Below are 24,196 nucleotides of genomic sequence, written 5' to 3'. Positions count from 1 at the left end.
CGAAGACCCATGAAAATTCCCGTGTCGACAGAGGGTTAGGGGTGTTGTTCCCTGAATGGAAACCATATTCTTGTGTATAAATACCCGGCGATGCAGCCGCCCCGTGGCAAGGGGGCCGCGCCGCGACGCTTCGCCGTTTCCAATCCGCCCATTTCACCTATATGTGCCTGCAAACCCTGATGGAGATGAATTGATGCCCCGGTCCCCGTTTCTGCCCCCTGCCCGCCCGCTGACCGGTGCCGCCCTGGGCGCGCTGCTGCTGGCCGGCCCGGTGGTCGCGCAGGAGGCGGGGGTCGCGGAAATCATCGTGACGGGCCGCCGCGACGGGGTGCCGGCCTTTGAACGCGCCTATGGTCCGGCGGTTATCGACGCCGCCACCCTGGCCACAGCCCCACAGCGGCGCCTGGACGAGGCCTTGCGCGCGGTGCCGGGCTTTAGCCTGTTCCGCCGCGCCGGATCGCGCACCGCCAACCCGACAACGCAGGGCGTGTCCTTGCGGGGCATCGGCCCCAACGGGGCGGGACGTACGCTGGTGCTGGTTGACGGGGTGCCGGTCAATGATCCGTTCGGCGGCTGGGTCTACTGGTCACGCCTGCCCACATCGTCGGTGGACAAGCTGGTAATCACCCGTGGCGGCGGGGCCGGTCCCTGGGGCAATGCAGCCCTGGCCGGCACCATCCGGATTGAAACCAAGCAGCGTGACGGCGTGGAGATGGAACTGGCCGGGGGCAGTGACCAGACCTGGCTGGGCCAGGTGGCATTGGGCGGCCGGGTCGATGGCTGGCATCTTGGCCTGTCGGGCAGCGCCTTTCGCACCGATGGTGTGATGCTGGTGGAACCGACGCGGCGGGGGCCGATTGATATCCGGGCCGACAGCGATGCTTATGCGGTGGATGGCAGCCTTTCCCGCCGGTTCGGATCTGTGTCCGCCACCGCCAAAGTCGCTGGTTTCAAGGAAAGCCGGGGCAATGGTACCCCCTATACCCGCAATGAAACCGACGCCACGGAGGCCAGCCTGCGCCTGGTCGGTGACGGGGACAGGGTGGATTGGGAGGCCGTGGCCTATTGGCGTGACTGGTCGTTTGCCAGCACCTTCTCCGGGGTCAATGCCACCCGTACCGCCGAGACCCCGTCGCTGGACCAGTATGACGTGCCGGCCACGGCCCAGGGCGGCATCCTGCAGGTCGGCTTTTCCCCCGCCGCCGGCCATGAAACCGATATCGGCGCCGATCTGCGCCTGACCGAGGGGCGCACCCGTGAGCGGTTCACCTTCACCGCTGGGCGTTACACCCGCCTGCGGGATGCGGGTGGGGAACAGAGGGTGGGCGGCCTGTTCATCGAACATGCCTGGACCGGGGTGCCGGGCCTGACCATCGCTGCCGGGGGCCGCCTGGATGGCTGGCGCAACAAGGATGGTCAGCGGCTGGAAACGGACAGCGCCACAGGATCGGTGCTGCGCAATGACCGCTATGCCACCCGCGACGGCACGGTGGCCAATGGCCGTGCGGGCATCGACTGGCAGATGGATGACAGGCTGGGGCTGCGGGCCGCCGCCTATACCGGCTTCCGCCTGCCCACGTTAAACGAACTCTATCGTCCGTTCCGGGTTGGCAATGACATAACGGAAGCCAATCCCGGTTTGGAACCGGAACGAATGCGCGGCCTTGAAGCCGGCGTCCGCCTGACGCCGGGCGGTGGGATCATTGCCAGCGCCAGCCTGTTCCAGGTGCGCCTGAAAAACGCCGTCGACAATGTCGTGATCCAGACCACGCCCGGCAATAATGCCGCGCTTGGCGTGTTTGTGCCGGCGGGCGGCAGTCTGGCGCAACGGCGCGGGCTGAACCGGGTGCGTGTTTGGGGGCTGGAGGCCGACCTGTCCTGGCAGGTGACCGATACGCTGCGCCTGGGGGCCGCCTATCTTTACAGCGACAGCGAGATCAGTGATCCCGGCAGCATCACGGCCCTGAAGGGCAAGCAGTTGGGCCAGTCGCCGCGCCATTCCGGCACGCTGGACGCCACCTGGACCCCGCTGGCCCCCCTGACCCTGCGGGTGCAGGTGCGCGCGGCCGGTCGGCAGTTCGAGGATAGCCGCAATCTGGGCAGGCTGGACCGCTATGCCGTCGGTGACCTCTATGCGGCCTGGGCGCTGAACAGCCATCTGGAAGCCTTTGCCACGGCGGAGAATGTGACCGGCGAACGGGTGGAAACCGGCCGGCGCAGTGACGGGCTGACCAATATCGGCCCGGAACGGCAATGGCTGGTCGGCCTGCGGGTACGGCTGTGAGGTGAAGCGGTGGTCAGGCCCTCTCCACCAGCCGCGCCACCTCGGCCGCGACAAAGGCCTGGTCCAGCGTGAAACCGTCAAACCGCTGGTAAAGCGGGGTCAGGAACCGGTGGACCAGGGCGGGAAGGTTGCTGTGGATTTCGGCGGCGGTCGTGGTGATGGACAGTTCGGCCCGATCGGACAGGCTTTGCCCTATACCGGCGAAACGATGGTCACCCGGATCGGCAAAGGACACCAGCCGGCGGCCGGACAGGCCATAGTAACGGGTATGGTAATGGATGGTCTTTTCAACCGCGCTCAAGAGTGTGGCCAGATTGCTGGTGTGCAGCAGCCCGGCAGTTGCCCATCCGATGTGCCAAGTTAAATCGAAATATACGCCTCTCTGGCGGATATCGGGCCCATCCTCCCGTAATCCGCGCGTTAAAAAGGCACGGCCACCCGGCGAAACTCGCCAAAATGATGATCCGTCTACAGTTTGATCTGCTACATAATAGTTCGCATTACCGTGCCACCATTCGATCAACCCATCTCTCTCCTTGGGCTGCCAGTCGATACGGGTGGGGACCCAGAATGGCCGAATACCAACAAAATCTTTCACGCTAGGCATGATATCGCTAAGGCTGCTTAACAACGCCGCCGCCGTTGGCGGTTGGGTTACCCCCTCGATCTCATAATCCATCTCATACCGCCCCAGCGGAAATCTGGCAGGATCATCGGGCGGTAGGGTTGCCGTCAGTTCCTGCCACCTTGCTTGCGCGGCGGTGACAAAGGATTGGTGGGGTGTCGCCCGGTTAACCAGCCCCACCACATCGAGAATGGCCAGTGCCCTGCCCAGCGACAGGGTTGTCTCGCCCTTGTCAAAGGCGATGATCACCGGCTTGCTGACGCCCGCCAGATCGGCATGAGCCAGCTGTGTCAGGCCCTCTGCCTTGCGGCGGCGGATGGCTTCGGCGACCAGTCGCGGCCAGTCGATGGGCGTGATCATGGGCGTATCCGGGTACAGGCGGCGTGGACGATCTCGGCATAGCGGTGGACAAACCCGTCCGCGTCCTCCGCGCCCGGCGGGATCAGATGCCGGCTGGCGGCGGTGCGGGTGGCAAGGTCGGTCAGGGCGCGGCGGGCGGCACGTTCGGGCAGGCCGATGGCGGCGGCAAAGCGCAGCAGCAGGCCGGCATCCACCTGATCCAGGGCCTGACGCCCCCCGCACAGGGTCAGGGCCATGCGCCGGTCATAGGTGCCGCCGAAGAGCAGCGTGTTCATCAGGTCATAGGCAGGTGACAGGCGCAGGCCGTCTGCCCCTTCCAGCAGGGAAAAATTCTTCAGGTGCAGATCGGCATTACCGATCAGCACGGAGAAAACCAATTGCCGGAAAAACAGGTCCAGATCGACACGCGGGCGGGCGGAATGGCGCTGGATGGCCGCCGCTACCTCCTCATAGGACCCATCATATTTGCCCTGATGGTCATTGCCGCGCGGGCGGGCCAGGATCTGGGCGAAATCCTCCATCCGCCGCCGTTCCCCGGTGGCCGTGCGGTCAAACCGGGTGATCAGCAGGCAGGGTTTGTCAAACCCCTCCACGGATCCGAGGCCAAATTCTGTCACCTTTCCGGGGTCCAGCACCTCGGCCGCAAGCGACAGGGACCGGAATTCATTGCGCACAAAATCGCTATTGGTGGCGGCATTGAACTTGGCGATATGGGTGGCTGGGCTGCTGCTGGTGGCGGGGTGAAACTGTCCCTGCTGTTCAAAGGCCAGTAGCTTGCGCTGCACCCCGCTGACGGTGCGACCGGCGGGCAGCCCGATTTCGTCCGGCCAGGATGGCGGCGGGCTTGGCTCCACCGCGCCCATTGGCACAACCGACACTGCCCCGATGCAATCCGCGCCATAATGCAGCAGCAGACCCAGATCATCCTGATCGGCCACCTGCCCCTGCCGCGCCTGTTTCTCGCGTAGCCAGCCTTCTGCCCCCAGATGCTGAAAAAACGGGTGCAGGCCGGCGGGCCAGGAATGGGCACCCGATGACACGGGCAGGCAGCAGCCGATATCCTGTGTCCAGTCGGGGTCATAGACAAACTGGCTGCCCCCCGCCGCCGTTTCCAGCAGCAGGCCCGCCCGCACCCCCTTGAACAGAACCTGTGCCTGTCGCACCGTCGCCTCCGGCTTGGTCAGGTATAGGTTACCTGATGCGGGCAATGCCCCTTGAACAGCGGCTTTTTTCATTCAGACAGTACCAATCGATCCACTGTTGGTAAAGACGTCTTTTATACGTGACCACTCCACGTATTCTCCTGACGGTGGTAATGTATAGCTGACTTTTATGACGATCACAGCGGCCATGGGCAGACCGTGTCATTTCCAGATGACCAATCTCGTGCCCCCGCCCCTGCCGGTGGCTGACCGATAGGTGAACAGGCCATTGTCTGCACACAAGCTTGCCGTTCCGCGCGCCGGACATTTCGGCCATGATCGCGGCGGGCTTGGGCGGGCCGTGCGGTGTGCCCACCTTGTCCGGACGACAGGCGGGGGCCAACCCCGCCGAACCATGATGGCAAAGGTGTGAGAATGGGTGCCGAAACGCAGAACAAGCTGGGTCTTTGCGATACCGACCTGCTGCGCGACCGGGGTGTGATCGCGGGTGTGTGGCAGGAGGCCGACAGCGGCGAACGGTTTGCCGTGACGAATCCGGCCACCGGTGCCGTGCTGGCCCATGTGCCGATGATGGGAGCGGCGGAAACGGCGCGCGCCATTGATGCCGCCAGCGCCGCCCTGCCCGGCTGGCGTGCGCGCACGGCGCAGGACCGGGCCACCCTGCTGCTGCGTTGGCGCGACCTGATGCTGGATGCGGCCGATGATCTGGCGCTGCTGCTGACCCTGGAACAGGGCAAGTCGCTGGCGGAATCGCGGGGTGAAATCACCTATGGCGCCAGTTTCATCACCTGGTTTGCCGAGGAGGCGCGCCGCGCCTATGGCGACGTGATCCCCAGCCCCAAACCGGGATCGCGCCTGATCACCATCAAGCAGCCGGTGGGCGTGGTCGGCGCCATCACCCCCTGGAACTTTCCCAACGCCATGATCACCCGCAAGCTGGGCCCGGCCCTGGCGGCCGGCTGTACGGTGGTGCTGAAACCGGCGGAGGCCACGCCGCTATCGGCCTTTGCGCTGGCCGTGCTGGCCGAACGGGCCGGCATTCCGGCGGGCGTCATCAATATCGTTACCGGCGATCCCGTGGAAATCGGCGGGGCGCTGACCGCGTCGCCCATCGTGCGCAAGATCAGCTTCACCGGATCGACCCGCGTGGGCCGGTTGCTGATGGCGCAGAGTGCGCCCACGGTGAAGCGCCTGTCCCTGGAACTGGGCGGCAATGCGCCTTTTATCGTGTTCAACGATGCGGAGATGGGCCCCGCCGTGGCCGGGGCCATGGCATCCAAATACCGCAATTCCGGCCAGACCTGTGTCTGCGCCAACCGGCTGTTTGTTGAAGACGGCATCCATGATGCGTTCGTCGCCGAACTGCGCGCGGCGGTGGACAAGCTGCGGGTCGGCCATGGGGTCGAGGCCGGGGTGAACCAGGGCCCGCTGATCAACCGGGCGGCGGTGGAGAAGGTGGAGGAACTGGTGGCCGATGCGCTGGCCAAGGGTGCCACGCTGGTCACCGGCGGCAAGCGCCACGCGCTTGGCGGTTGTTTTTATGAACCCACCATCCTGACCGGGGTGACGGGCGACATGCGCATCGCACATGAAGAAATCTTCGGCCCCGTCGCCGCCATTCAGCGTTTCCAGGGCGAGGAAGAGGTCCTGCGCCTGGCCAACGATACCGAATTCGGCCTGGCCGCCTATTTCTACAGCCGCGACCTGGGCCGTATCTGGCGCGTGGCCGAGGGGTTGGAAAGCGGCATGGTCGGCGTCAATGAAGGCCTGATCTCCACCGAAGTGGCACCGTTCGGCGGCGTCAAACAATCCGGCCTGGGCCGCGAGGGCAGCAGCATCGGGTTGGATGAATATCTGGAGGTCAAGTATATCTCGATGGCGGTGGGGTGAGGAGTGAAGACAATGGCTGATCAGAGACTAAGATTGAATATATTAATGGTGCTAAAAGTAAATGTCATCAGTATTCATAAAAAATTTTTTTGCAACATCCTGGAAAGCCAAACAGAATACCCTCTAGATAAGTACAGACCGTATAAATTCGAGATAAAATGTAAGTAAGACTGGTCTTTATGTTTTGCTTCATGTATAATTGTAATTAACTCAATTGCCGTGGCGTACTTGTCGATAATTAGATCATTGTCAGGATATATATCTAACAATTCTTCTATTTGCGCAAAAAACGGGTGCCAATCATTCCAATTCATGTGATAAAGCAAGATATCAGCAAATATAGGGGCGACGGTGACTTCGTTCCTGGCGAGCGAACGCAGCTCGCTTAGTAGTTTAGTCGATCGATCCAAATCATTTCCATAATTGGAAGTAGCGCTTGCTATACCGACCGCAAGTCTTATTACCATATCCACACTATTATTGTTTAAAATTACAAGTGACCGTAATTCGTCTAGTATATTATCTACAACCAAAATGTTTTCCTGATTCTCTAAAATACTAATACACAACCCGGACGCTAGTTCTGTCGTAATGTTAATGTTGTTTGGAAATTCTTCTGAAATACACCTAACAATAGTTAGGGCGTCTTTTATAAAGCATCTACAAATATCATTATCATTCTCAGAAAATAAATCAAAGAATATTCCATATGTGAGAGTTGATATAGCATCTATATTTTTTATTTTTTCCTTCAAAAGAATCTTTATTTGACTTATTCTCTCATCGCAATTTGGCATTAAATTACTAATAGTTTTAAAGTCGAAATTAAAACCGATATCTCTAGCGCAATAAGCGCTTATAAGCTGTATCCTGTCAAGAGGGCTGTTGTGTTGCTCCATAGCTTTGAGCAGGAGATTAGCTTGTCTATTCGCATTCCGTTGGCTTAATTCAAAAACAATTTCCGGTGCTATCAGCGACCAACAAATTCCTTTAACACCGGCCGGCCGGTAAACTATCAGCCTAGTGACCAACCTCACCCATTCCCACTCCCCTGCAAAGTTGCGGGTGAGATTGGTCAGGGTTTCGCGCGGGTCGCCATATTTCCAGGCCAGGGTGATCAGCCGGTCCCGCTCCGCCGACACCTCGTCCACTTCGCGCGGGCTACCGGGCGCTATCTGTCTTAGATGGCGCAGCAGGTAAAGGCCGCCAACATAGTCTGGTTCCAGCTTGGTCAGGTGAGTGTCCGGCAGCGGCTTCCCTGTCATTGACGCCCAGTTTTGCCGCAGGGTTAGCCGGTTTGGTTTGTCGACCAAATCGGCAATCAGCGGATCTTTCAGCACATCTGCCAGCGGTACCGATCCGCCCAGGGTGGCCAGCGCCAGCAGGGTGCGGTCCAGCGGGGTGATGCGTTCCCGTTTAGTGATCGGGTCCCTTTTAGCCCAATGCTGTTCCTGACGATCCAGAAAATGGCTGGTCACGCCGGCCAGTGTCAGGGGCGTGTCGGTGCCATGACGCAGGGCCAGACCCATCAGGGCTGCGAATAGCGGGCGGGCCAGTTCTGGGTCGGCCTTTACCGCCGCCATGACCCGTTCCATCTCCGCCACCGTCAGGGCTGCGCCGCGGTACAGGGCGCTGACGGTGAACAGGTCTTCCTGTGTCAGGGGGGACAAGTCCAGGACCGTGCGGGCATCGCCCTGCCACTCCACCCTCGCTGCCTGCTTGCCCCCCGTCGTACTGTCCTTGATCCGGGCCGACAGCGCGAAATCACCCCGGTTGGGATGGGTGTCCAGCAGCAGGAGGCGCACGGGCGCCGCCAAGGTCCTGGCACCGACCCGGCAAGCCAGATTATGGATCAGATCGCGGACCAGTTCCGGCGAAACCCCAGCATAGTCGACGATCAGCACCGTGGGCACCGGTGCGCGCCAGTTCTCGTACCTCTTGGCTGTCATCCAGCCATTGGATGGCTGCATGAACCCCGCCTCCACTCCGCCCGTCAGGCGGCGCAGCGACAATGCCTCCAGCACCAGACGGCTTTTCCCTACCCCGGCGCCACCGGTGATAGTGGTCCAGAGTAGGGGGGCGGGATCATCAATGAAATGGTTCAACGCCGCCAGGGGCGCATCCCGCCCGACAAACGGGGCCTTGCGGTCGTAGTATAGCAGGCTGAGATCATGGCCTTCCTGTTTGCCCGGTTCGTACCAAGTCAGCGGTGGTGCTCGGTCGTTGTTAAACTCAGCCTGTATGGCGGATTGAAACGCCGCCAAACTTTCCTTCACATCCTTGATAAAACCCGTCAGGTCAATGCCGTGATCCTGCGGCAACCGCGCCGTCAGGTCCGCCCGCAAATCCGAGAGCTTTTGATCCAGCGCCTGCAACGCCGTCAGCACATCCTGGCCGGTTTGCACCTGTGCGGCATGCAGGGTCACGGTGACGGCGCGGAAAAACCGTTCGTCGCTTTTCAACGCCTCGGCCAGATAGGCGGACAGCAGGTCGGGCAGGCGTGTTTGCAGCCGGCGGGCCAGCGCGTGCCATTCTGCGGCATATTCCCGCTCCCCACCCCGGCGCATGTCGGGCGCGATGGCATCGGCCAACAGCAGGGACAGCGCCTGTGCCGCGCCATGGCTGGACAGGTGGGTCAGGGCCTGGGTGATGGCCGCATCTGCCTCGGCGGCGGGCAGGCGGGTGGTGTGGGATTTGGCCTGTTCCTGTAACCGCTTCAGGCTGTTGGTGAAATCCACCCCGGCATCGCCCTTTGCCTCTGGCGCTATTTCCGCCAAAAAATGGCCGATTGCGGCGGACAGAGCGCTATCGGCCACACGCACCATATCATCATGCCGGGGCAGCGACAGCGGCCCGGACAACAGCGACCGCAGCGCATCCGGCCCGTGCTTGTCGATCCAATTGGCCGCGATGTTGCCGCCAAGGCTCTCGGCCACCTCCGTGAGCGCAGACACCGCACCAGCCGCCGCCGCACCTGCCGCAACTGGGGCCAGCACCGGGGCCAGAAACGCCCCCACACAGCCAACCGCCAGCACCGAACAGGCCACTGTGGCCGCACTGCGCACTGTCACCACACCGCCCAAGCCAGCCCCCCCCCGCGCCTACCTGTTCGGCATTGTACAGGCGGGAGGTTGCGGCTGGCAAAACAATTGGCGATTGAAGTTGGGTGTATGCGGCCTTCCCCCCTACCCCGCCAACACGCGGTCAATCTCGTCGCGCAGGCGGTGCAGTTGTGCCCGCTGTGTTTTGGTCAGCGGTTGGGGGGAGGCGGCGAAGCGGGTGAGCAGGGGTTGCAGTTGCGCCACGGCGCTGGACAGGGCCTTGGGTGTCGGGGCGGCGCCGGTGTCCGCGATCGGGTCGGGTGCCGGTGGGGTGGCCGGCGCAGCACTCCCCTGCCCTGCCCCCGCCGTGCCGGCGGCCCGGGCCTCACGCAGGGCCTTGACCGAGGCGCCCCGGCGCAAGAGCGACAGGAGATGCTCACGCTCCCCCTCCCCTGCCGCCAGGGCCAGTTCGACCATGGCGTTGCGCGACAGGTGCAACGTTGCACATTCGGCCCGCACCGCCTCCGGCAGGGTCAGCAGCTTCAGCACGCGGTTGACCTGGGTGCGGCTCCACCCGAGCGCGCTGGCGGCGGCCTCCTGGGTATAGGCATGGCGGTCGATCAGGGCCTGGATGCCCGCCGCTTCCTCCAGCGGGGACAGGTCCACACGCTGCAGGTTTTCAACCAGGGCAATCTCATCCGTCTGCCCCGTCGTCACGATGGCGTGGATGGTGGCGCGGCCCAGAAGCCCATGGGCACGCCAGCGCCGTTCGCCCGCCACAATCTCATACTCGCCGCGCCGGTCGGGCAGGGCGCGGACCAGGATGGGCTGTAACAGGCCCTGCTTGTCGATACTGTCGGCCAGTTGGCGCAGGGCATCTTCGTCAAAATGCCGGCGCGGCTGATCGGCGCGGGGCTGCACCTTTGCGTGCTCCACCTCGATCAGGCGCGGAAATTCGCGGGAGATCAGGGAGCCGTCGCCGCGCGCCGCCACATCATCCATGGCCCGGCCAAAGGCGGATTTACCCTTTTGCAGCTTCACGAGGCAATCTCCTTGGCCAATTGCAGATAGGCCTGAACCGGGTGATCGGCGGGCAGGGCCTCCACCGCGATGACATTGTTATAGGCGGCCTGATTGATGCCCGTGCTCATCTTGATCGGCGCGAAAACGCGGCCCAGGTCGCTCTGCCCCGTGAACCGTTCGCGCAGATCGGCCAGCACCTCGCGGTCCACCGTCTGCCGGTCGGTATACATGGTGGGCAGCACGCCCAGCACCGTCAGATCATGGTTGGTGAAGCGGCGCACCCGCCCGATGGTCTTCAACAGCAAGGGAATGCCCAGCAGATCCACGGGCCGCGTGGCCACCGGGATCAGCACATGATCGGCGGCGTTGAGCGCGTTGATCGTCATGCTGCCCAGGTTGGGCGGCGTGTCAATCAGGACCCAGTCATACTCCCCCGTCACCTCGGCCAGGGCCGCCTTTAACCGGGTCTCGCGCCCCACCAGACCGGCAGCACTGTCAAATTCCGCCAGCGCCACGCCGGATGGCAGCACGTCGAAGGTCTTCAGCCGGATGATCGTGTCCGCCACCGGCCGGTCATCGACCAGAACCGCATGCAGGGTGGCCCCCTTTTCCTCCAGTTCGATGATGTCACAGCCGACCATGGCGGTGGCGCTGGCCTGCGGGTCGGCATCGACCAGCAGCACGCGGTATCCCAGCCGGGCAAAACACGCCGCCAGATTGACCGCCGTGGCCGATTTGCCCACCCCGCCCTTCTGGTTGGAACAGGCAATCACCCGCGCCTGCCCCGGCTTTGCCCCCACCCCGATCAGGCGTAGAACGGCATCGGGCACCGGCTCCTTCCCGCTTTCCCACCGGCTGATCCGCGCCTTGTCATAAGACCGGCCGAGAGCCTCATTCAGATGCCGCGCACAGGCTTCCTGCGTCAGCTCCTTACGCTTGCGAAACGCCTTCAACGCATCGCCGGACATGGGGTCTTCCTCTTGCTGCCACCGGGGGCAGTAAGGAGCAGGGCAGGGGGCGTTGTCAACAAGGTTGACGGTGGGGTGTCAACTTTTGCGGCGTGGGTGGTGGCGGCAAGGGAAGGGCGGTGTGCAACGTTGCACAGGGGGTTAGTCGGCGAAGCCCTTCTTCAAGATATCGGCCCAGGTGCGGGGCTGGATACGGTCAGCGAAGGTCGCCAGGATTTCACCGACATCGGTGGAAAAACGCCGCATGTTGCGCAGCGCCGTGCGGTCCGATGGCCCCAGAATATCCTCCCCATGCTCCTGGACCACAGCATTCAGCTTGTTGAACTGCTCCCGCCAATGGACAGCATAAGTGGCGCGATCTGTAGCAGTCCAGATTTTGGCGTCGGGCATGGTCCAAAGGCAGATGCGCGGGAGGAACTGATCCGGGTCCTTCTGGCTGCGGTCCCAGATCTCGGCCAGCTCATACATGCAATTGGCAGAGCGCAGATATTTATCGCTCAGCACCACAAACACCCGCTCTCCATCTTTCAGCTTGTTCATGAAGCCATGGATACTGTCGCCCAGCTTGATCTCGTTCTTGTCTCGCAAGATGTTGATACCGTTCGCTTGAGCAGCGTCGCACAGGCAATCGACAAAGAAAACCTGATTATCCCAGGCATAGGACACAAACCAGTTCCGGTTCCAGGGGCGCATGGCCACCAGTGACAACGGGATTTTATCGTCTTCGCGGTGGTCCCCGCGCGGTGACCAGGGCACAGAACTGTCCAGTTCCGAGCCTTTCAGGCCGATACGATCAATGGTGGAATGAACCAGCGTCAACAGGCGTGACAACAGGCCCGCCGCATCATCGCCCTGTGTACGGATGCGGATATCACCCCGCCATCCGTTAGGTGCGCCCATCTCCGGCTCTGGCTCTGCCTCTGCCTCGTCCTCGGGCTGTTCGATGATGAAATGGCCGTTGGAATGCCCGTCGCGCGCCAGGATGCCCCGGTTCCAGTAAAGGGCGTGTTCGCTGCCCTTTCCGCCACCAATATCGGACAGAATGGTGCGGATTAAACCGCCATGCAAAATGGGGAAGGACAGGGTGGCCTGTTCACCTTCGTCCCCGTCCTTCCAATGGCGGTTGAAATCATCGGCCACCATGGCACGGTCTGGCAGCAGGTCGGGGGCGATATACTCCTGCACGTCCCGTCCAATCTCGCGCACCATCCGGTGTTTGAAGCAGATGCCGCAGGACACCATCATGCTGAGGAACAGGTCCTGTTCATCCTGGCTGTATTCCTGCCAGACCAGACGGGCCAGCGCCTCGCGGGTGAACCGACCGCGCATTTCGCGTACGGCCTTCAGCGCACCCCGTTGACGGTCAAAAACGGCATAGATGGCATCCAATGCCCATTGCTGATCCAACACGATCTGATCGTTGAACAGGTCCTTGCGGTAATAGACCGTGCCATCGGCGTGCAACCAGCTCAGCAGAGCATCGGGTGATGAAATGCCGCCATCATTCTGGCACAACGCCTCGAACTCACCCATGGACAAAAGGTGCTGGGTCTTGCGCAAGGTCAGAAGCTCTTCGCGGACCCGCTTGCGCCCCGCACCAATCTTGGGCATGCCCACATGGTCGGGGTCCCGCATCCACGCAACCGCCGCCTGAAGCCGTTCTGTAAAACCGGACCAGCCATAACCGGATTTTGCCGATAGCGACAGCGGACGCCATGCAAAGGGCAGGTTGCTGACCGAGTCCGGGTCCTGGATGGTGGGGGCTGCCTCTGCCCGAACCGTGTCGCACTTGCTTTGCACGGCGATGATCGGGCTGTTCACATCGCCCTGCTGTCGCGCCAGGGCCAGCCAATACGGCAGGGGATAATCCCGGAACCATTGATCCGGGCTACCATGACGACGCCGCTGCTCCGCGTCTTTATCCCAGACCAAGGCCAGGATGGCGGGGCTGTTCAGGAACAGGGCATGCGTTCCATGGTAAATATCCTGTCCCCCGAAATCCCAGACGGATAGGGTGACAGGTATATCCTCAATGGCAGGCAGGGTGGCCTGACCAATGCGGATACCGTGGGTGCTGTCCCATTCTTGATTGAAGGTGAAATCACTTTGACACAGGCGGCGCGTTATCTGCGTCTTGCCGACGCGGCCATTGCCCAGGATCAACAATTTGATATGGGCGTCATTGGCCTCACCACCTTTCTCAAGATCGGCGAAATGGGCGCGCAGACGGTCTAGGCAATTGTCATTCCATTTCTCTGATAGGACGCCAGGCGGAATGCCCGGCAGGGGAGCACCACCGAGGACAAGATGTTGCAGTGCGGGTTGATTTTCAAGTAAAACTTGTAGTGAGGTTTCGATAGGACATTCAAAGCAAATTATGCTACTAAGAGATAGGCTAAAAATAGGAGAAATGTCGGTAACCTTAGTGTTGCTAAGGCTAATAATACTAAGTTTTGTAAGGTTTTTTATAATAGATATGTCGCTGATTTTTGTATTGTCACACAAAAGTATTTTTAAGTTTGAAAGTTTTTCGATTTCCGCCGGCAATTTATCCAATGGTAGATCACGAAGATCAAGCTTACCTGTTTTCTTTCTAGATTCTCTTGTTATGCGCGCAATTGCGGTAGCCGTTGGGTTTCCCCGACCATGCGAAAAGCTCTGGCGAACGCCGCCGGTCACCGCCCCGGCACCGCCGGATGAAAGCTGTGCCGGGTTTGACTGCCCTGGCTTGTTGGCCCCTCCCAGTCCAAGGGTAGGGCGACCACCCAAGGTTAGCACTTTTTTATCGCGGTTCTGGTCGTTGCTATCGTTCATTGTCCGTCCGACAGTGAGCCATTTAAACCAACAGGATGGCCCCAAAGTTCAGACGTCTGGACCGCCGAGCAATGAAGACCGCACATCACGGTGGCGGACTTGACCGGTCAAAGAGCGTAGTAACGGAAGACGATGCACTGGCTTACACCCGTCCATGCCGCCCCGATCTCCGCCAGAAGGTCCGCTGCCTTCTGCGCGTCACAGGTTAACTCAAAAGGACATGGACAATCAATTCAGGTGGTGGTGAGAGGCGCTGGCCACCCCCGTCATCCCGGCGCATGCCGGGACCCAGGGGCCAACGGGGCTACGGTACGGGTGGAGAGGTTGGACGTGTAAACCTGGGTCCCGGCCTGCGCCGGGATGACGTCTAGAGCAAGGGATGATGGGCGGGGAAGGGCCTTGCTGTGCAACGTTGCACACCCCCCGGCGCCCCCTTACCCAAACGGCTTGTCGATCGACGGTGACGGCTGGGTGAACCATGCGGCCCCGTCCTCGGTGATGTACATGTGATCTTCCAGCCGCACGCCGAAGGCATCGGGGATGACGATCATCGGTTCGTTGGAAAAGCACATGCCGGGTGCCAGCACGGTTCTGTCACCGCGCACAAGGTAGGGGCCTTCGTGGATCTGCAGGCCGATGCCGTGGCCGGTGCGGTGGGGCAGGCCGGGGAGTTTATAGTCGGGGCCGAGGCCGTAACGTTCCAGGATCAGGCGGGCGGCGTCATCCACGCTTTCGCAGGTGCGGCCGGGGCGGGCGGCGTCGAAGGCGGCTTGCTGCGCTTCCTTCTCAATCGCCCAGATGCGGCGATGTTCGGCCGTCGGTTCGCCATAGACATAGGTGCGGGTGATGTCGGAATGGTAACCTTCGATCTGACAGCCGGTGTCGATCAGGACAATATCGCCCTCGGCCAGTTCCTGGTCACCGGGAAGCCCGTGCGGGAAGGCGGTGGCACGGCCAAACTGTACCGCGCAGAAGGTGGAACCATTGTCGGCGCCGATGGTGCGGTGGGCCTGGTCGATGAAGCGCTTCACCTCTGAGGCGCGGATACCGGGGTGCAGGATGGCCGCCGCCCGGCGGTGGATGTCCAGCGTCTTGGCCTTGGCAAAGGAGAGCAGGGCCAGTTCCGCCGCCGATTTGCGCCCGCGACAGCCATCAATGATGGGGCTGGCATCGGCCACTTTCAGGATGGGGGCGGCTTCGCGCAGGCGGGCATAAAGCCCGAACGGGGCGGAAGGGTCCAAGGCCAGGGTTTCAAACCCGGCCAGGGCGCTGGCCAGCAGTTCCGCCGGATTTTCATCCTCCTCCCACAGCAGGATTTCCGCATCAATGGCCATGGCCTCTTTCAGCGACCCCAGCTCAAATGCCGGGCAGACCAGGGCGGGGCGGCGGCCCCGGCGCAGCAGCAGGGCCACCAGCCGTTCCGTCGCCCCCCAGGCCACACCGGTGAAATAACGCAGGCTGGCCCCCGCCCCGATCAGCAGGGCACCGGCGGGCATCTGTGCTGTCAGGCGCATGGCCTGGTCGATGCGGGCCTGGTGGTCGGCGGGGGGAATGGCGGGCGGGCGCGCGGCCCGGTGATCAATCGCCGTCAGGGCGGCCAGTTCCGCCGCCGCCGTGGAACCCCCGATGCTCATTTCCTATCACTCCCGATAAGGGGGGCGGCATGTCCAGTGCCGCCCCTTGGTGGGCGAAAAGCATAATGGGGAACAGGCGGCGGTTATAGCCCCTCACTGCCCCCAAAGCCGGGCGCCAGTCTGGCACGGCGGGTTGATCCCACTTTGCCTTGACGATCGTATACCGTATATGTGGCGCCGGTGAAAGGGGAGCGGATGATGAAAGGGGTCCTGGTGGTCGGCGGCGGGGTGCTGGGCTTCTGTACGGCCCTGGCGCTGCAGGATCGCGGTCGGACGGTGACGCTGCTGGATGAGGGGGCGACGGCCAAGCCCGCGTCTTGGGGCAATGCTGGGCATATTGCGGTGGAACAGGTGGAACCGCTGGCCAGCCCCGCGACGCTGCGTGCGGTGCCGGGTCGGTTGCTGGCGGCCGATGACGCGCTGTCGCTGCGCTGGCGTGATCTGCGCCACTGGCTGCCCTTTGGCATCCGTCTGGCCCTGGCGTCGCGGCCCCGGCGGTTCCAGGCGGGCAAGATGGCCCTGTCCGGCCTGATGGCGGGCGCGATGCCGGCCTGGCAAACGCTGGTGGCGGGGCTGGGGCGGCCCGCGCTGCTGATCCGGGACGGGCATTATGTGATCTGGGATACGGCCGCCAGCGCCGCACGCGGCCTGGCCCGGATACAGGCGGGCGACCATGGGACGGCCACGGTCCACACGCTGGAACCGGGGGAGGGGGAGGCCCTGACCCGGCTGTTGGGCCGGACGCCGGCGGGGGCCGTGCGCTTGCGGGGCAGTGGGCATATTGCCGGCCATGATCTGCTGTTTGATGCCATGCGGGGTCGGTTCCTGGAACGCGGCGGCGTGCTGCTGCGCGGGCGTGCCGTGCGTTTGGCACCGGGCGAGGGCCGGGTGCGGGTGCGGGTGGCCGGCGGGGCCGATCTGAACCCCGAACAGGTGGTGGTGGCCGCCGGTGTGGCCAGCAAGGACCTGATGGAAGGGATCGGCCATCGGGTGCCGATGATCGCGGAGCGGGGGTATCACCTGCAGACCCCTGCCGGCGACTGGCCCGCCGATCTGCCGCCACTGGTGTTTGAAGACCGGGCCCTGATCGTGACGCGGTTCCGCGATTATCTGCGCGCCTCCAGCTTTGTGGAATTCAGCCACCCCGACAGTCCGGCCGATCCCGCCAAATGGGAAAGGCTGCGCCAGCGCATCCGCGATCTGGGTCTGCCCTTTGATCTGCCGGGAACGCCATGGATGGGGTGCCGCCCGACCCTGCCCGATTACCTGCCCGCCATCGGCCGGTCGGCCCACGCACCGGGCCTGCTTTATGCCTTCGGGCATCAGCATCTGGGCCTGACGCTGGGACCGGTCACGGCCAGCCTTGTCGCCGATCTGGCCATGGGGCAGGGGGCAGGGCCGGCCCCGTTCGACCTGTCGCGGTTCGGGTGACGGGGCGGGCGGCAATGAAAGATCAAAAATTGCGCATTATCCGCTACTGTTAGCGCTAAACACTCCGCTATATGTATCGGCCCACCATAGATGATCCCTGTGTCGGAGCCGACATCCATGCGCCTGCCGCTGCTTTTTGCCGGTTTTCTGTGCATCGCCACGCCCGTGATGGCAAAGGAGGCGGCGGTCAGTCCCATCCGCGTCAACCAGATGGGCCTGCTGGCCAATGCGGCCAAGCTGGCCATTCTGCCGGCGTCGGCGACCCAGCCACTGGACTGGAGCCTGCGCGACGCGGGCGGGCAGGTGGTGGCCAGCGGCAAGACCATCGTCACTGGTGACGATGCCGCATCGGGTCAGCATCTGCACCGGATCGACCTGTCGGCCGTGACCATGACCGGCGAGGGGTTCACCCTGGCGGCGGGGGGCGCGGTCAGCCGGGCCTTTGCCATCGGCACCGGCCCCTATGGCCGGTTGAAGCGTGATGCGCTGGCCTATTTTTATCATAACCGCGCCGGCATTCCCATCGAGGCGCGGTTTGTCGGGGCCGCCTGGGCCCGGCCGGCGGGCCATGAGAAGGAGATCGCCCCCTGTTACGGCGGCAAGGATGAAGGCGGCAATGACTGGACCGCCTGCGGCCACAGTCTGAATGTCACCGGCGGTTGGTACGATGCCGGTGACCATGGCAAATATGTGGTCAATGGCGGTATCGCGCTGTGGACGCTGCTGAACCTGGCGGAACGGCAGACGCTCAAGGGCAAGGCCCCGGCCTTCCCCGACGGGACCGCCGCCATTCCGGAAGCGGGCAATGGCGTCAATGATCTGCTGGACGAAGCGCGCTGGCAGATGGAGTTCATGCTGACCATGCAGGTGCCTGACGGCAGCCGCATGCCGCTGCCACTGGGGCCGCAGGACGGGTCGAAACGGCTGAACTTCACCCAAGATGTCGACATTTCCGGCATGGCACATCACAAGGTGGCGGATGAACGCTGGACCGGCCTGCCGCTGCCACCGCACATGGACAAGGAACGCCGGTTCCTCTACCCGCCCAGCACAGCGGCGACCCTCAATCTGGCGGCGACGGCGGCCCAGGCGGCCCGCATCTGGAAAACCATCGACCCGGCCTTTGCCGAACGGTGTCTGGTGGCAGCGGTGCGGGCCTGGAAGGCGGCGGTGCGGGTGCCCGACGCCCTGGCCACCAGCAATTTTGATGGCAGTGGCGGTTATGGCGACAAGGATGTCGCCGATGAGTTTTTCTGGGCCCATGCCGAACTGCTGATCACCACGCGCCATGCCGTGTTCACCCAGGCGGTCACCGGGTCCTCCTTTTTCGGGCGTGACACCCTTGCCGAACCTTCCTGGGCCCAGACAAGTTCCCTGGGCGCCCTGTCGCTGGCCCTGCACCCCGATGCCCTGGCCGAAGCCGACAGCGCCCGGATCCGGGCCGCCATCCTGAGGACCGCCGATCTCTATGCGGGGGAAGCGGCGGACAGCGGCTATGCCCAGCCCATGGGGCCCAAGGCCTATGGCTGGGGATCGAATTCCGGGCTGATGAACCGGGCCCTGATCCTGGCCTATGCCCATGACCTGTCGGGGCAGGGGGCCTACCGGGACCGGGTGGTGGATGTGGCCGATTACCTGCTGGGCCGCAACCCGTTGGATATTTCCTATGTCAGCGGCTATGGCGCACGGGCGATGCAGCGCCCGCATCACCGGTTCTGGGCCCATGTGCTGGACCCCAAATTGCCGCCACCGCCGCCGGGCGTGGTGTCGGGCGGACCCAATGGCGGCGACAGCCTGGGCGATGAGGCGCGCAAACGTATCGGACCCTGTGCGCCCCAGACCTGCTGGAAGGATGATATCGACCTGTTCACGGTGAATGAGGTGACCATCAACTGGAACGCGCCCCTGGTCTGGCTGACGGCCTGGCTGGATGAGGGGTAAGGGCGGGACCTCTTCGGGCACGCTCTATCGTCATGCCGACGGAAGTCGGGATGACGACAATGGGGAGGAAAGGCAAGACAGCGCAGAGACCCTTGCCCGCCACCGCCATTCATCGCCCCTATCCGTCATCCGTCGCAGCCCTGCCCCATCGACCGCCCGCAAGCGTCAGGATCACCCATCACCTTGATGGAGGAACCCGATGTCCCTGGCCGCGACAATCCCTGAAACCGCCCGCCCCGACCCCGCCATGGCCAAACGCTGGCTGGGGCGGGCGGGTCTGCTCTGGCTGCTGGTGGCGATCGGCGGGCAAATGATCTTTGCGGTGTATGTCGCGGCCAGCCATGGGCGGGAATGGCTGACGGGTCAGGGCGTGCGGGGTCGCCCCGTAGAGGGGCTGGTTCCGGGTGACGTCCTGGGCAATTCGCTTTATGCCCTGCATATGCTGTTCGCGGTGGTGATCATTGTCGGCGGGGCCTTGCAGCTCTGGCCCGCGCTACGCCGCCACCGGCCTGCCTTTCACCGCTGGACGGGCCGCACTTACATGGTCGCCGCCACTATCCTTTCGCTGGGCGGGATCGGGTTGATCCTGCTGCGCGGGACGGTCGGCAGCACTCTCATGCATGTGGGGACCTGCCTGAACGGCGTGGTCATTCTGATCTGTGCCGGCATGGCCTGGATGCTGGCGCGGCGGCGGCAGTTCGATGCCCATCGCCGCTGGGCGCTGCGCCTGTTCCTGGCGGTCAGCGGGGTCTGGTTCTTCCGGGTCATGTTCATGCTGTGGATGCTGATCTTCCAGGCACCGGTGGGCTTTGATCCCAAAACCTTTACCGGCCCCCTGCCGGAGACGCTGTCCTTCGCGCAATATCTGCTGCCGCTGGCGGTTCTCCAGCTCTATTTTCAGGCCATGGACCGGGGTGGTTCGGTGCTGCGGCTGGGTGTGGCCGGGCTGTTGACAGTGCTGGCGCTGCTGACCGCCGGTGGTATCTTTGGTGCTGCCATGGGCATGTGGCTGCCGCGGCTGTGATGCGGGGCGGCGGGAAGGACAGGGGGATGGACGCGACGGCCGGCAATATCGGGCACAGGCTGCTGGCCATCCTCCATTGGCGGCGGCTGCGGGCGGCGGCGGTTCTGGCTGGCATCTTCTCCCTGCTGCTGCTGCCGGCCTGGGAGAACCATGTCTGGATCCTGCTGCTGCGGATGTTTGTTGTCTGCCTGATGGGTGTGCTGGCCTTTGGTTTCTGGGAACAGTTTCCACGGCGTCTGCCGCGCTGGATTGCGCGCTGGGTGGTACAGGTCCTCGCCGTCGCCCTGACCGTCCCGCCAACCATGATTGTCCTGTATATCCTGACCCCGCCGCCGGGCGGGGTGCCCCTGTTCGAGGACAAGGCGCGATTACAGGCGCTGTTCATCATGATCATGCTGGGTGTGCTGATCGGGCCGTGGGTGGCGCTTGGCGCCCTGGTGCGGCAGCGCGAAGCCATGGCCCGGCATCAGGCCCTGTCCTTTGCCCTGGAGCGCAGTGAACTGGAACGCCGGGCCACGGATGCACGCCTTGCCCTGATGCAGGCGCAGGTGCAGCCGCATTTCCTGTTCAATACCCTGGCCAATGTCCGGGCCCTGGTGGAGACGGGATCGCCCCAGGCCCTGCCCGTGCTGGACAGTCTGATCGCCTATCTGCGGGCCGCCGTACCGCGCCTGAACGCAGCGATGGGCACCCTGGCGGACGAGATGGGGCTGGTCCGGGCCTATCTGGATATCATGGCCATGCGTATGCCCGACCGCCTGTCCTTCTGCATTGACCTTGCCCCCGGCACTGACACAATGCCCTGCCCGCCGATGGCGGTCCTGACCCTGGTGGAAAATGCCGTGCGCCATGGCATTGATCCGGCGGAGGAGGGGGGGCGCATCGAGATTACCTCCAGGATCGAGGGCGGTCTGTTGCGCGTCACGGTCCGCGACAGCGGGTTGGGCCTGGGGTCCGCCGGCACCGGGGGCCTGGGCACCGGCCTGTCCACCTTGCGCCAGCGGCTGGCCCTGTCCTTCGGGGCGATGGCCAGCCTGTCGCTGACCCAGGGGGCGGAGGGGGGCGTCGTGGCGATGATGGCCTGGCCCGTGGCGGAGACAGCGGCATGAACGGTCCCAAGGCCCTGGTCGCGGAAGATGAACCCCTGCTGCGCGACACGCTGATCCGACAATTGGCCAGTGTCTGGCCAGACCTGACCGTGGTGGCCGCAGCCCGCAATGGCCGACAGGCGGTGACCCTGTTTGAACAGCACCGGCCGGATATCTGCTTTCTGGATGTGCATATGCCCGGTCTGTCGGGGGTGGAGGCGGCGCGCGCCATCGGACGGCGGGCGCATCTGGTCTTTGTCACCGCCTATGATCAGTATGCGGTGGAAGCCTTTGCGCAAGGGGCGCTGGATTATCTGGTGAAGCCGGTGACGGCCGAACGGCTGGCCGATACCGTGGCGCGCGTGCAGGAACGCCTGCGTGCGGCCCAGCCGGCGGCGGTGCCCGATGATCTGCTGGCACGGTTGGCGGCCCAGTTACGCGGGGCCGTTGCCGTTGCCCCGCGCCTGACCTGGCTGCGCGCGTCGGTCGGGCCCATGGTCCGGCTGATCGCGGTGGAGGATGTGGATTTCCTGCTGGCCGGCGACAAATACACCCATGTCGGCTGGCGCGGGGAGGGGGGCACCCCGCAGGAAGCGGTGATCCGCACCCCCATCCGGGAGTTGGCCGAGCAGTTGGACCCCGCGCACTTCACCCAGGTTCATCGCAGCGCCATCGTCGCCCTGCGTGCCGTCAGCCATATGGTGCGCGGGGAGAATGAGACGGGCCTCATCCATCTGAGGAACCGGGCCGAAACCATTCCCGTCAGCCGGGCCTGGCTGCATCTGTTCCGGGGGATGTGAGGGGCCGGTCTACCGCCCCTCAAACAATGCTGCGCGTTTTTCAAAAAAGGCGGTGCGGGCGGCGCCATGGTCGGCCGTGGTGATCAGCAGGGCCTGGCCCACCTCCTCCGCCCGCAACACATCCTCCAGGCTTTGCGGGGCTGCGGCCAGCACCCGTTTGATGGCGGCGACCGCCCCCGGTGCCGCTTCGGCCAGACGCTGGGCACGGGAGAGCGCGGTGGAAAGCACCTGTCCATCCGGGGCCAGCACATCGGCAATGCGTTCGGCCACGGCCGCTTCGCCGCCCAGCACGTCGCACAGCATCAGCAATTCGCGGGCCCGGCCCAGCGATACACGCTGCGGCAGCGACCAGAGCAGACCCAGATCCGGCATCAAGCCGACCTTGCCGAAGGCGGCGCAGAAACGGCTGGACGGGGCCACCACCACAAGGTCGCAGGCCAGCGCGATGGAAAAACCGGCCCCGAAGGCCGCCCCCTCCACCGCCGCCACCACCGGCTGCGGCAGGGTGGCGATGCGGCGCACAATGCCCTGACAGGCGCGCAGCATGGCGGTGGCCGCCAGCGGATCGGATGCGTCCATACCGCCCAGGTCACCACCCGCACAGAAGGCACCGCCAGCGCCGGTCAGGATGACGGCGCGCACCGACCGGTCACTGGCCAGCCCGTCCAGGGCGCTGGTCAGGGCGGTCACCAACGCGGCGGTCAGCGCATTGCGTTTGGCCGGCAGATTAAGGTGGACCAGGGCCACCGCCCCGTCCCGCTCCACCATCACGGGCGGGGATGCCGCTTCTGTCATGACCTGTTCCTCACTTCGGCGGCATACGCAGGGCACCGTCCAGGCGGATGGTCTCCCCGTTCAGCATGGCGTTTTCGACGATATGGCGGGCGAGTGCGGCATATTCGTCGGGCCGGCCCAGGCGGGACGGGAAGGGCACCTGCTGACCCAGACTGTCCTGCGCTTCCTGCGGCAGGCCCAGCATCATGGGCGTCAGGAAAATGCCCGGCGCGATGGTGACGACACGGATGCCGCTGCGCGCCAGTTCGCGTGCGATCGGCAGGGTCATGGAATGCACGCCCCCCTTGGACGCGGCATAGGCCGCCTGCCCGATCTGCCCGTCAAAGGCGGCGACCGAGGCGGTGTTGATGATCACCCCGCGTTCACCATCCGCCGTCACCGGGTCCAGCCCGGCCATGCCGGCGGCGGCCAGCCGCAGCAGATTGAAGCTGCCGATCAGGTTCACCTGAATGACACGGGCAAACAGGTCCAGATCATGCGGGCCGTTGCGGCCCAGCACCTTGGCCGGTGGCGCGATACCCGCACAATTGATGGCGATGCGGGCCGGGCCATGCGCCGCCGCCGCGATGGCCAGGGCGCCGGCCAGGCTGTCGCCGCTGGTCACATCGGCCTGCACCGGCAAGCCGCCGATCCGTTCGGCCATGACCGCCGCCGCATCACGGTTGATATCCAGCAGCGCCACCCGCGCCCCCGCCGCCGCAAAGGCTTCTGCCGTTGCGGCCCCCAGACCCGATGCACCGCCGGTGATCACCACGGCGCGGCCCTGTAACTCCATCTCACCCTCCCCTTGGTCCTGCATCCGGGCCTTTCGCCCTGTTCAGGGCTTCTGGATACGATTTATTTATACGGATGACAACGTCTATGTATAATAAAGTCGGACAAGAGACACACAGAGGGTGGGATGGAAACGCACGAGACTTTGCGGGCCGCCGGGTGGCAGCCGGAAGACTGGGCCGATTATGCCGGGCTGGTCGGGCCCTTCTGGTGGCGGCAGGAGGGGCGGTATCGGGCCTATGGCATCCTGTGCGAGGGCAAGCACCGCAATGAACGCGGCACCATCCATGGCGGGCTGATCGCCACCCTGGCCGATCATGGTGTCGGCCTGATCGTCTGGGACAGTGTCGACCGCCGCCCCTGTGCCACCATTCAGATGAATTTGCAGTTCCTGGGGGCCTGCCGCACGGGCGATTTTGTGGTGGCGCGCGGCGAGATTCTGCGGTCAGGCCGCAGCGTCATCTATGCGCGCGGCATCCTGTCGGTGGGCGACAAGCCGGTCGCCGCCGTGGATGGGGTGTGGAAGCTGCTGGAGGGGTGA

At 63.8% G+C, this 24,196-nt stretch carries 17 protein-coding genes; 8 read left to right on the top strand and 9 right to left on the bottom strand.

The features are described from left to right. Positions 1–193 precede the first annotated feature (193 nt). The gene (locus tag CHU95_RS05610; RefSeq protein WP_101749363.1) at positions 194–2,284 is read left to right on the top strand and encodes a TonB-dependent receptor; all 2,091 of its coding nucleotides are present in this window, start codon (positions 194–196) and stop codon (positions 2,282–2,284) included. Positions 2,285–2,297: 13 nt separating this feature from the next. Here CHU95_RS05610 and CHU95_RS05605 read toward each other — a convergent pair whose 3' ends face one another. After that, the gene (locus CHU95_RS05605) at positions 2,298–3,269 is read right to left on the bottom strand and encodes a helix-turn-helix domain-containing protein (RefSeq protein WP_094454565.1); all 972 of its coding nucleotides are present in this window, start codon (positions 3,267–3,269) and stop codon (positions 2,298–2,300) included. Beyond that, positions 3,266–4,504, bottom strand: coding sequence for a type II toxin-antitoxin system HipA family toxin (locus CHU95_RS05600; protein ID WP_094454563.1), 1,239 nt, complete (start codon positions 4,502–4,504; stop codon positions 3,266–3,268). Before CHU95_RS05600 ends, CHU95_RS05605 begins: the two co-directional genes overlap by 4 nt. A 342-nt stretch (positions 4,505–4,846) precedes the next feature. On the opposite strand from CHU95_RS05600, the gene CHU95_RS05595 reads away from it, so the two are divergent. Further along, a complete protein-coding gene (locus CHU95_RS05595; protein ID WP_094454561.1) occupies positions 4,847–6,322 on the top strand; it encodes an NAD-dependent succinate-semialdehyde dehydrogenase in 1,476 nt (491 codons plus the stop codon). Positions 6,323–6,396: 74 nt separating this feature from the next. On the opposite strand, the gene CHU95_RS05590 is transcribed toward CHU95_RS05595, so the two are convergent. From CHU95_RS05590 to CHU95_RS05570, 5 genes are all read right to left on the bottom strand, one after another. Further along, positions 6,397–9,405: an ATP-binding protein gene (locus tag CHU95_RS05590; RefSeq protein WP_094454559.1), complete on the bottom strand. Its 3,009-nt coding sequence runs from the start codon at positions 9,403–9,405 to the stop codon at positions 6,397–6,399. 102 nt (positions 9,406–9,507) lie between these two features. Further along, the gene (locus tag CHU95_RS05585; RefSeq protein ID WP_094454557.1) at positions 9,508–10,404 is read right to left on the bottom strand and encodes a ParB/RepB/Spo0J family partition protein; all 897 of its coding nucleotides are present in this window, start codon (positions 10,402–10,404) and stop codon (positions 9,508–9,510) included. Beyond that, positions 10,401–11,354: an AAA family ATPase gene (locus CHU95_RS05580; RefSeq protein WP_094454555.1), complete on the bottom strand. Its 954-nt coding sequence runs from the start codon at positions 11,352–11,354 to the stop codon at positions 10,401–10,403. The genes CHU95_RS05585 and CHU95_RS05580 overlap by 4 nt, the downstream gene beginning before the upstream one ends. Before the next feature lie 141 nt (positions 11,355–11,495). Next, entirely contained in the window at positions 11,496–13,520 is a 2,025-nt protein-coding gene (locus CHU95_RS05575) for a COR domain-containing protein (RefSeq protein ID WP_165772028.1), read from the bottom strand. A gap of 1,082 nt (positions 13,521–14,602) precedes the next feature. Next, entirely contained in the window at positions 14,603–15,802 is a 1,200-nt protein-coding gene (locus CHU95_RS05570) for a M24 family metallopeptidase (RefSeq protein WP_094454551.1), read from the bottom strand. A 195-nt stretch (positions 15,803–15,997) separates the two neighbouring features. Here CHU95_RS05570 and CHU95_RS05565 point away from each other — a divergent pair, with 195 nt between their 5' ends. From CHU95_RS05565 to CHU95_RS05545, 5 genes are all read left to right on the top strand, one after another. After that, positions 15,998–17,233, top strand: coding sequence for an NAD(P)/FAD-dependent oxidoreductase (locus CHU95_RS05565; RefSeq protein WP_207762390.1), 1,236 nt, complete (start codon positions 15,998–16,000; stop codon positions 17,231–17,233). A 117-nt stretch (positions 17,234–17,350) separates the two neighbouring features. Further along, positions 17,351–19,174, top strand: coding sequence for a glycoside hydrolase family 9 protein (locus tag CHU95_RS05560; RefSeq protein ID WP_207762389.1), 1,824 nt, complete (start codon positions 17,351–17,353; stop codon positions 19,172–19,174). Between the two features lie 199 nt (positions 19,175–19,373). Continuing rightward, entirely contained in the window at positions 19,374–20,198 is an 825-nt protein-coding gene (locus tag CHU95_RS05555; protein ID WP_094454549.1) for a DUF2306 domain-containing protein, read from the top strand. 26 nt (positions 20,199–20,224) lie between these two features. Then, entirely contained in the window at positions 20,225–21,307 is a 1,083-nt protein-coding gene (locus CHU95_RS05550) for a sensor histidine kinase (protein WP_094454547.1), read from the top strand. Beyond that, the gene (locus tag CHU95_RS05545; RefSeq protein ID WP_094454545.1) at positions 21,304–22,086 is read left to right on the top strand and encodes a LytR/AlgR family response regulator transcription factor; all 783 of its coding nucleotides are present in this window, start codon (positions 21,304–21,306) and stop codon (positions 22,084–22,086) included. Before CHU95_RS05550 ends, CHU95_RS05545 begins: the two co-directional genes overlap by 4 nt. Positions 22,087–22,095: 9 nt before the next feature. Here CHU95_RS05545 and CHU95_RS05540 read toward each other — a convergent pair whose 3' ends face one another. Next, positions 22,096–22,881, bottom strand: coding sequence for an enoyl-CoA hydratase/isomerase family protein (locus CHU95_RS05540; RefSeq protein ID WP_207762388.1), 786 nt, complete (start codon positions 22,879–22,881; stop codon positions 22,096–22,098). 10 nt (positions 22,882–22,891) lie between these two features. Beyond that, positions 22,892–23,656, bottom strand: coding sequence for an SDR family NAD(P)-dependent oxidoreductase (locus CHU95_RS05535; protein ID WP_094454627.1), 765 nt, complete (start codon positions 23,654–23,656; stop codon positions 22,892–22,894). 126 nt (positions 23,657–23,782) lie between these two features. Between CHU95_RS05535 and CHU95_RS05530 the strand changes: the two genes are divergently transcribed. After that, positions 23,783–24,196, top strand: coding sequence for a PaaI family thioesterase (locus CHU95_RS05530; RefSeq protein WP_094454543.1), 414 nt, complete (start codon positions 23,783–23,785; stop codon positions 24,194–24,196).

Origin of the sequence: Niveispirillum lacus, assembly GCF_002251795.1 — a bacterium.
Classification (GTDB): Bacteria; Pseudomonadota; Alphaproteobacteria; order Azospirillales; family Azospirillaceae; genus Niveispirillum; species Niveispirillum lacus.
The sequence above is the reverse complement of the archived record's forward strand: the minus strand, read 5'-3'. Positions and strand labels throughout refer to the sequence as shown.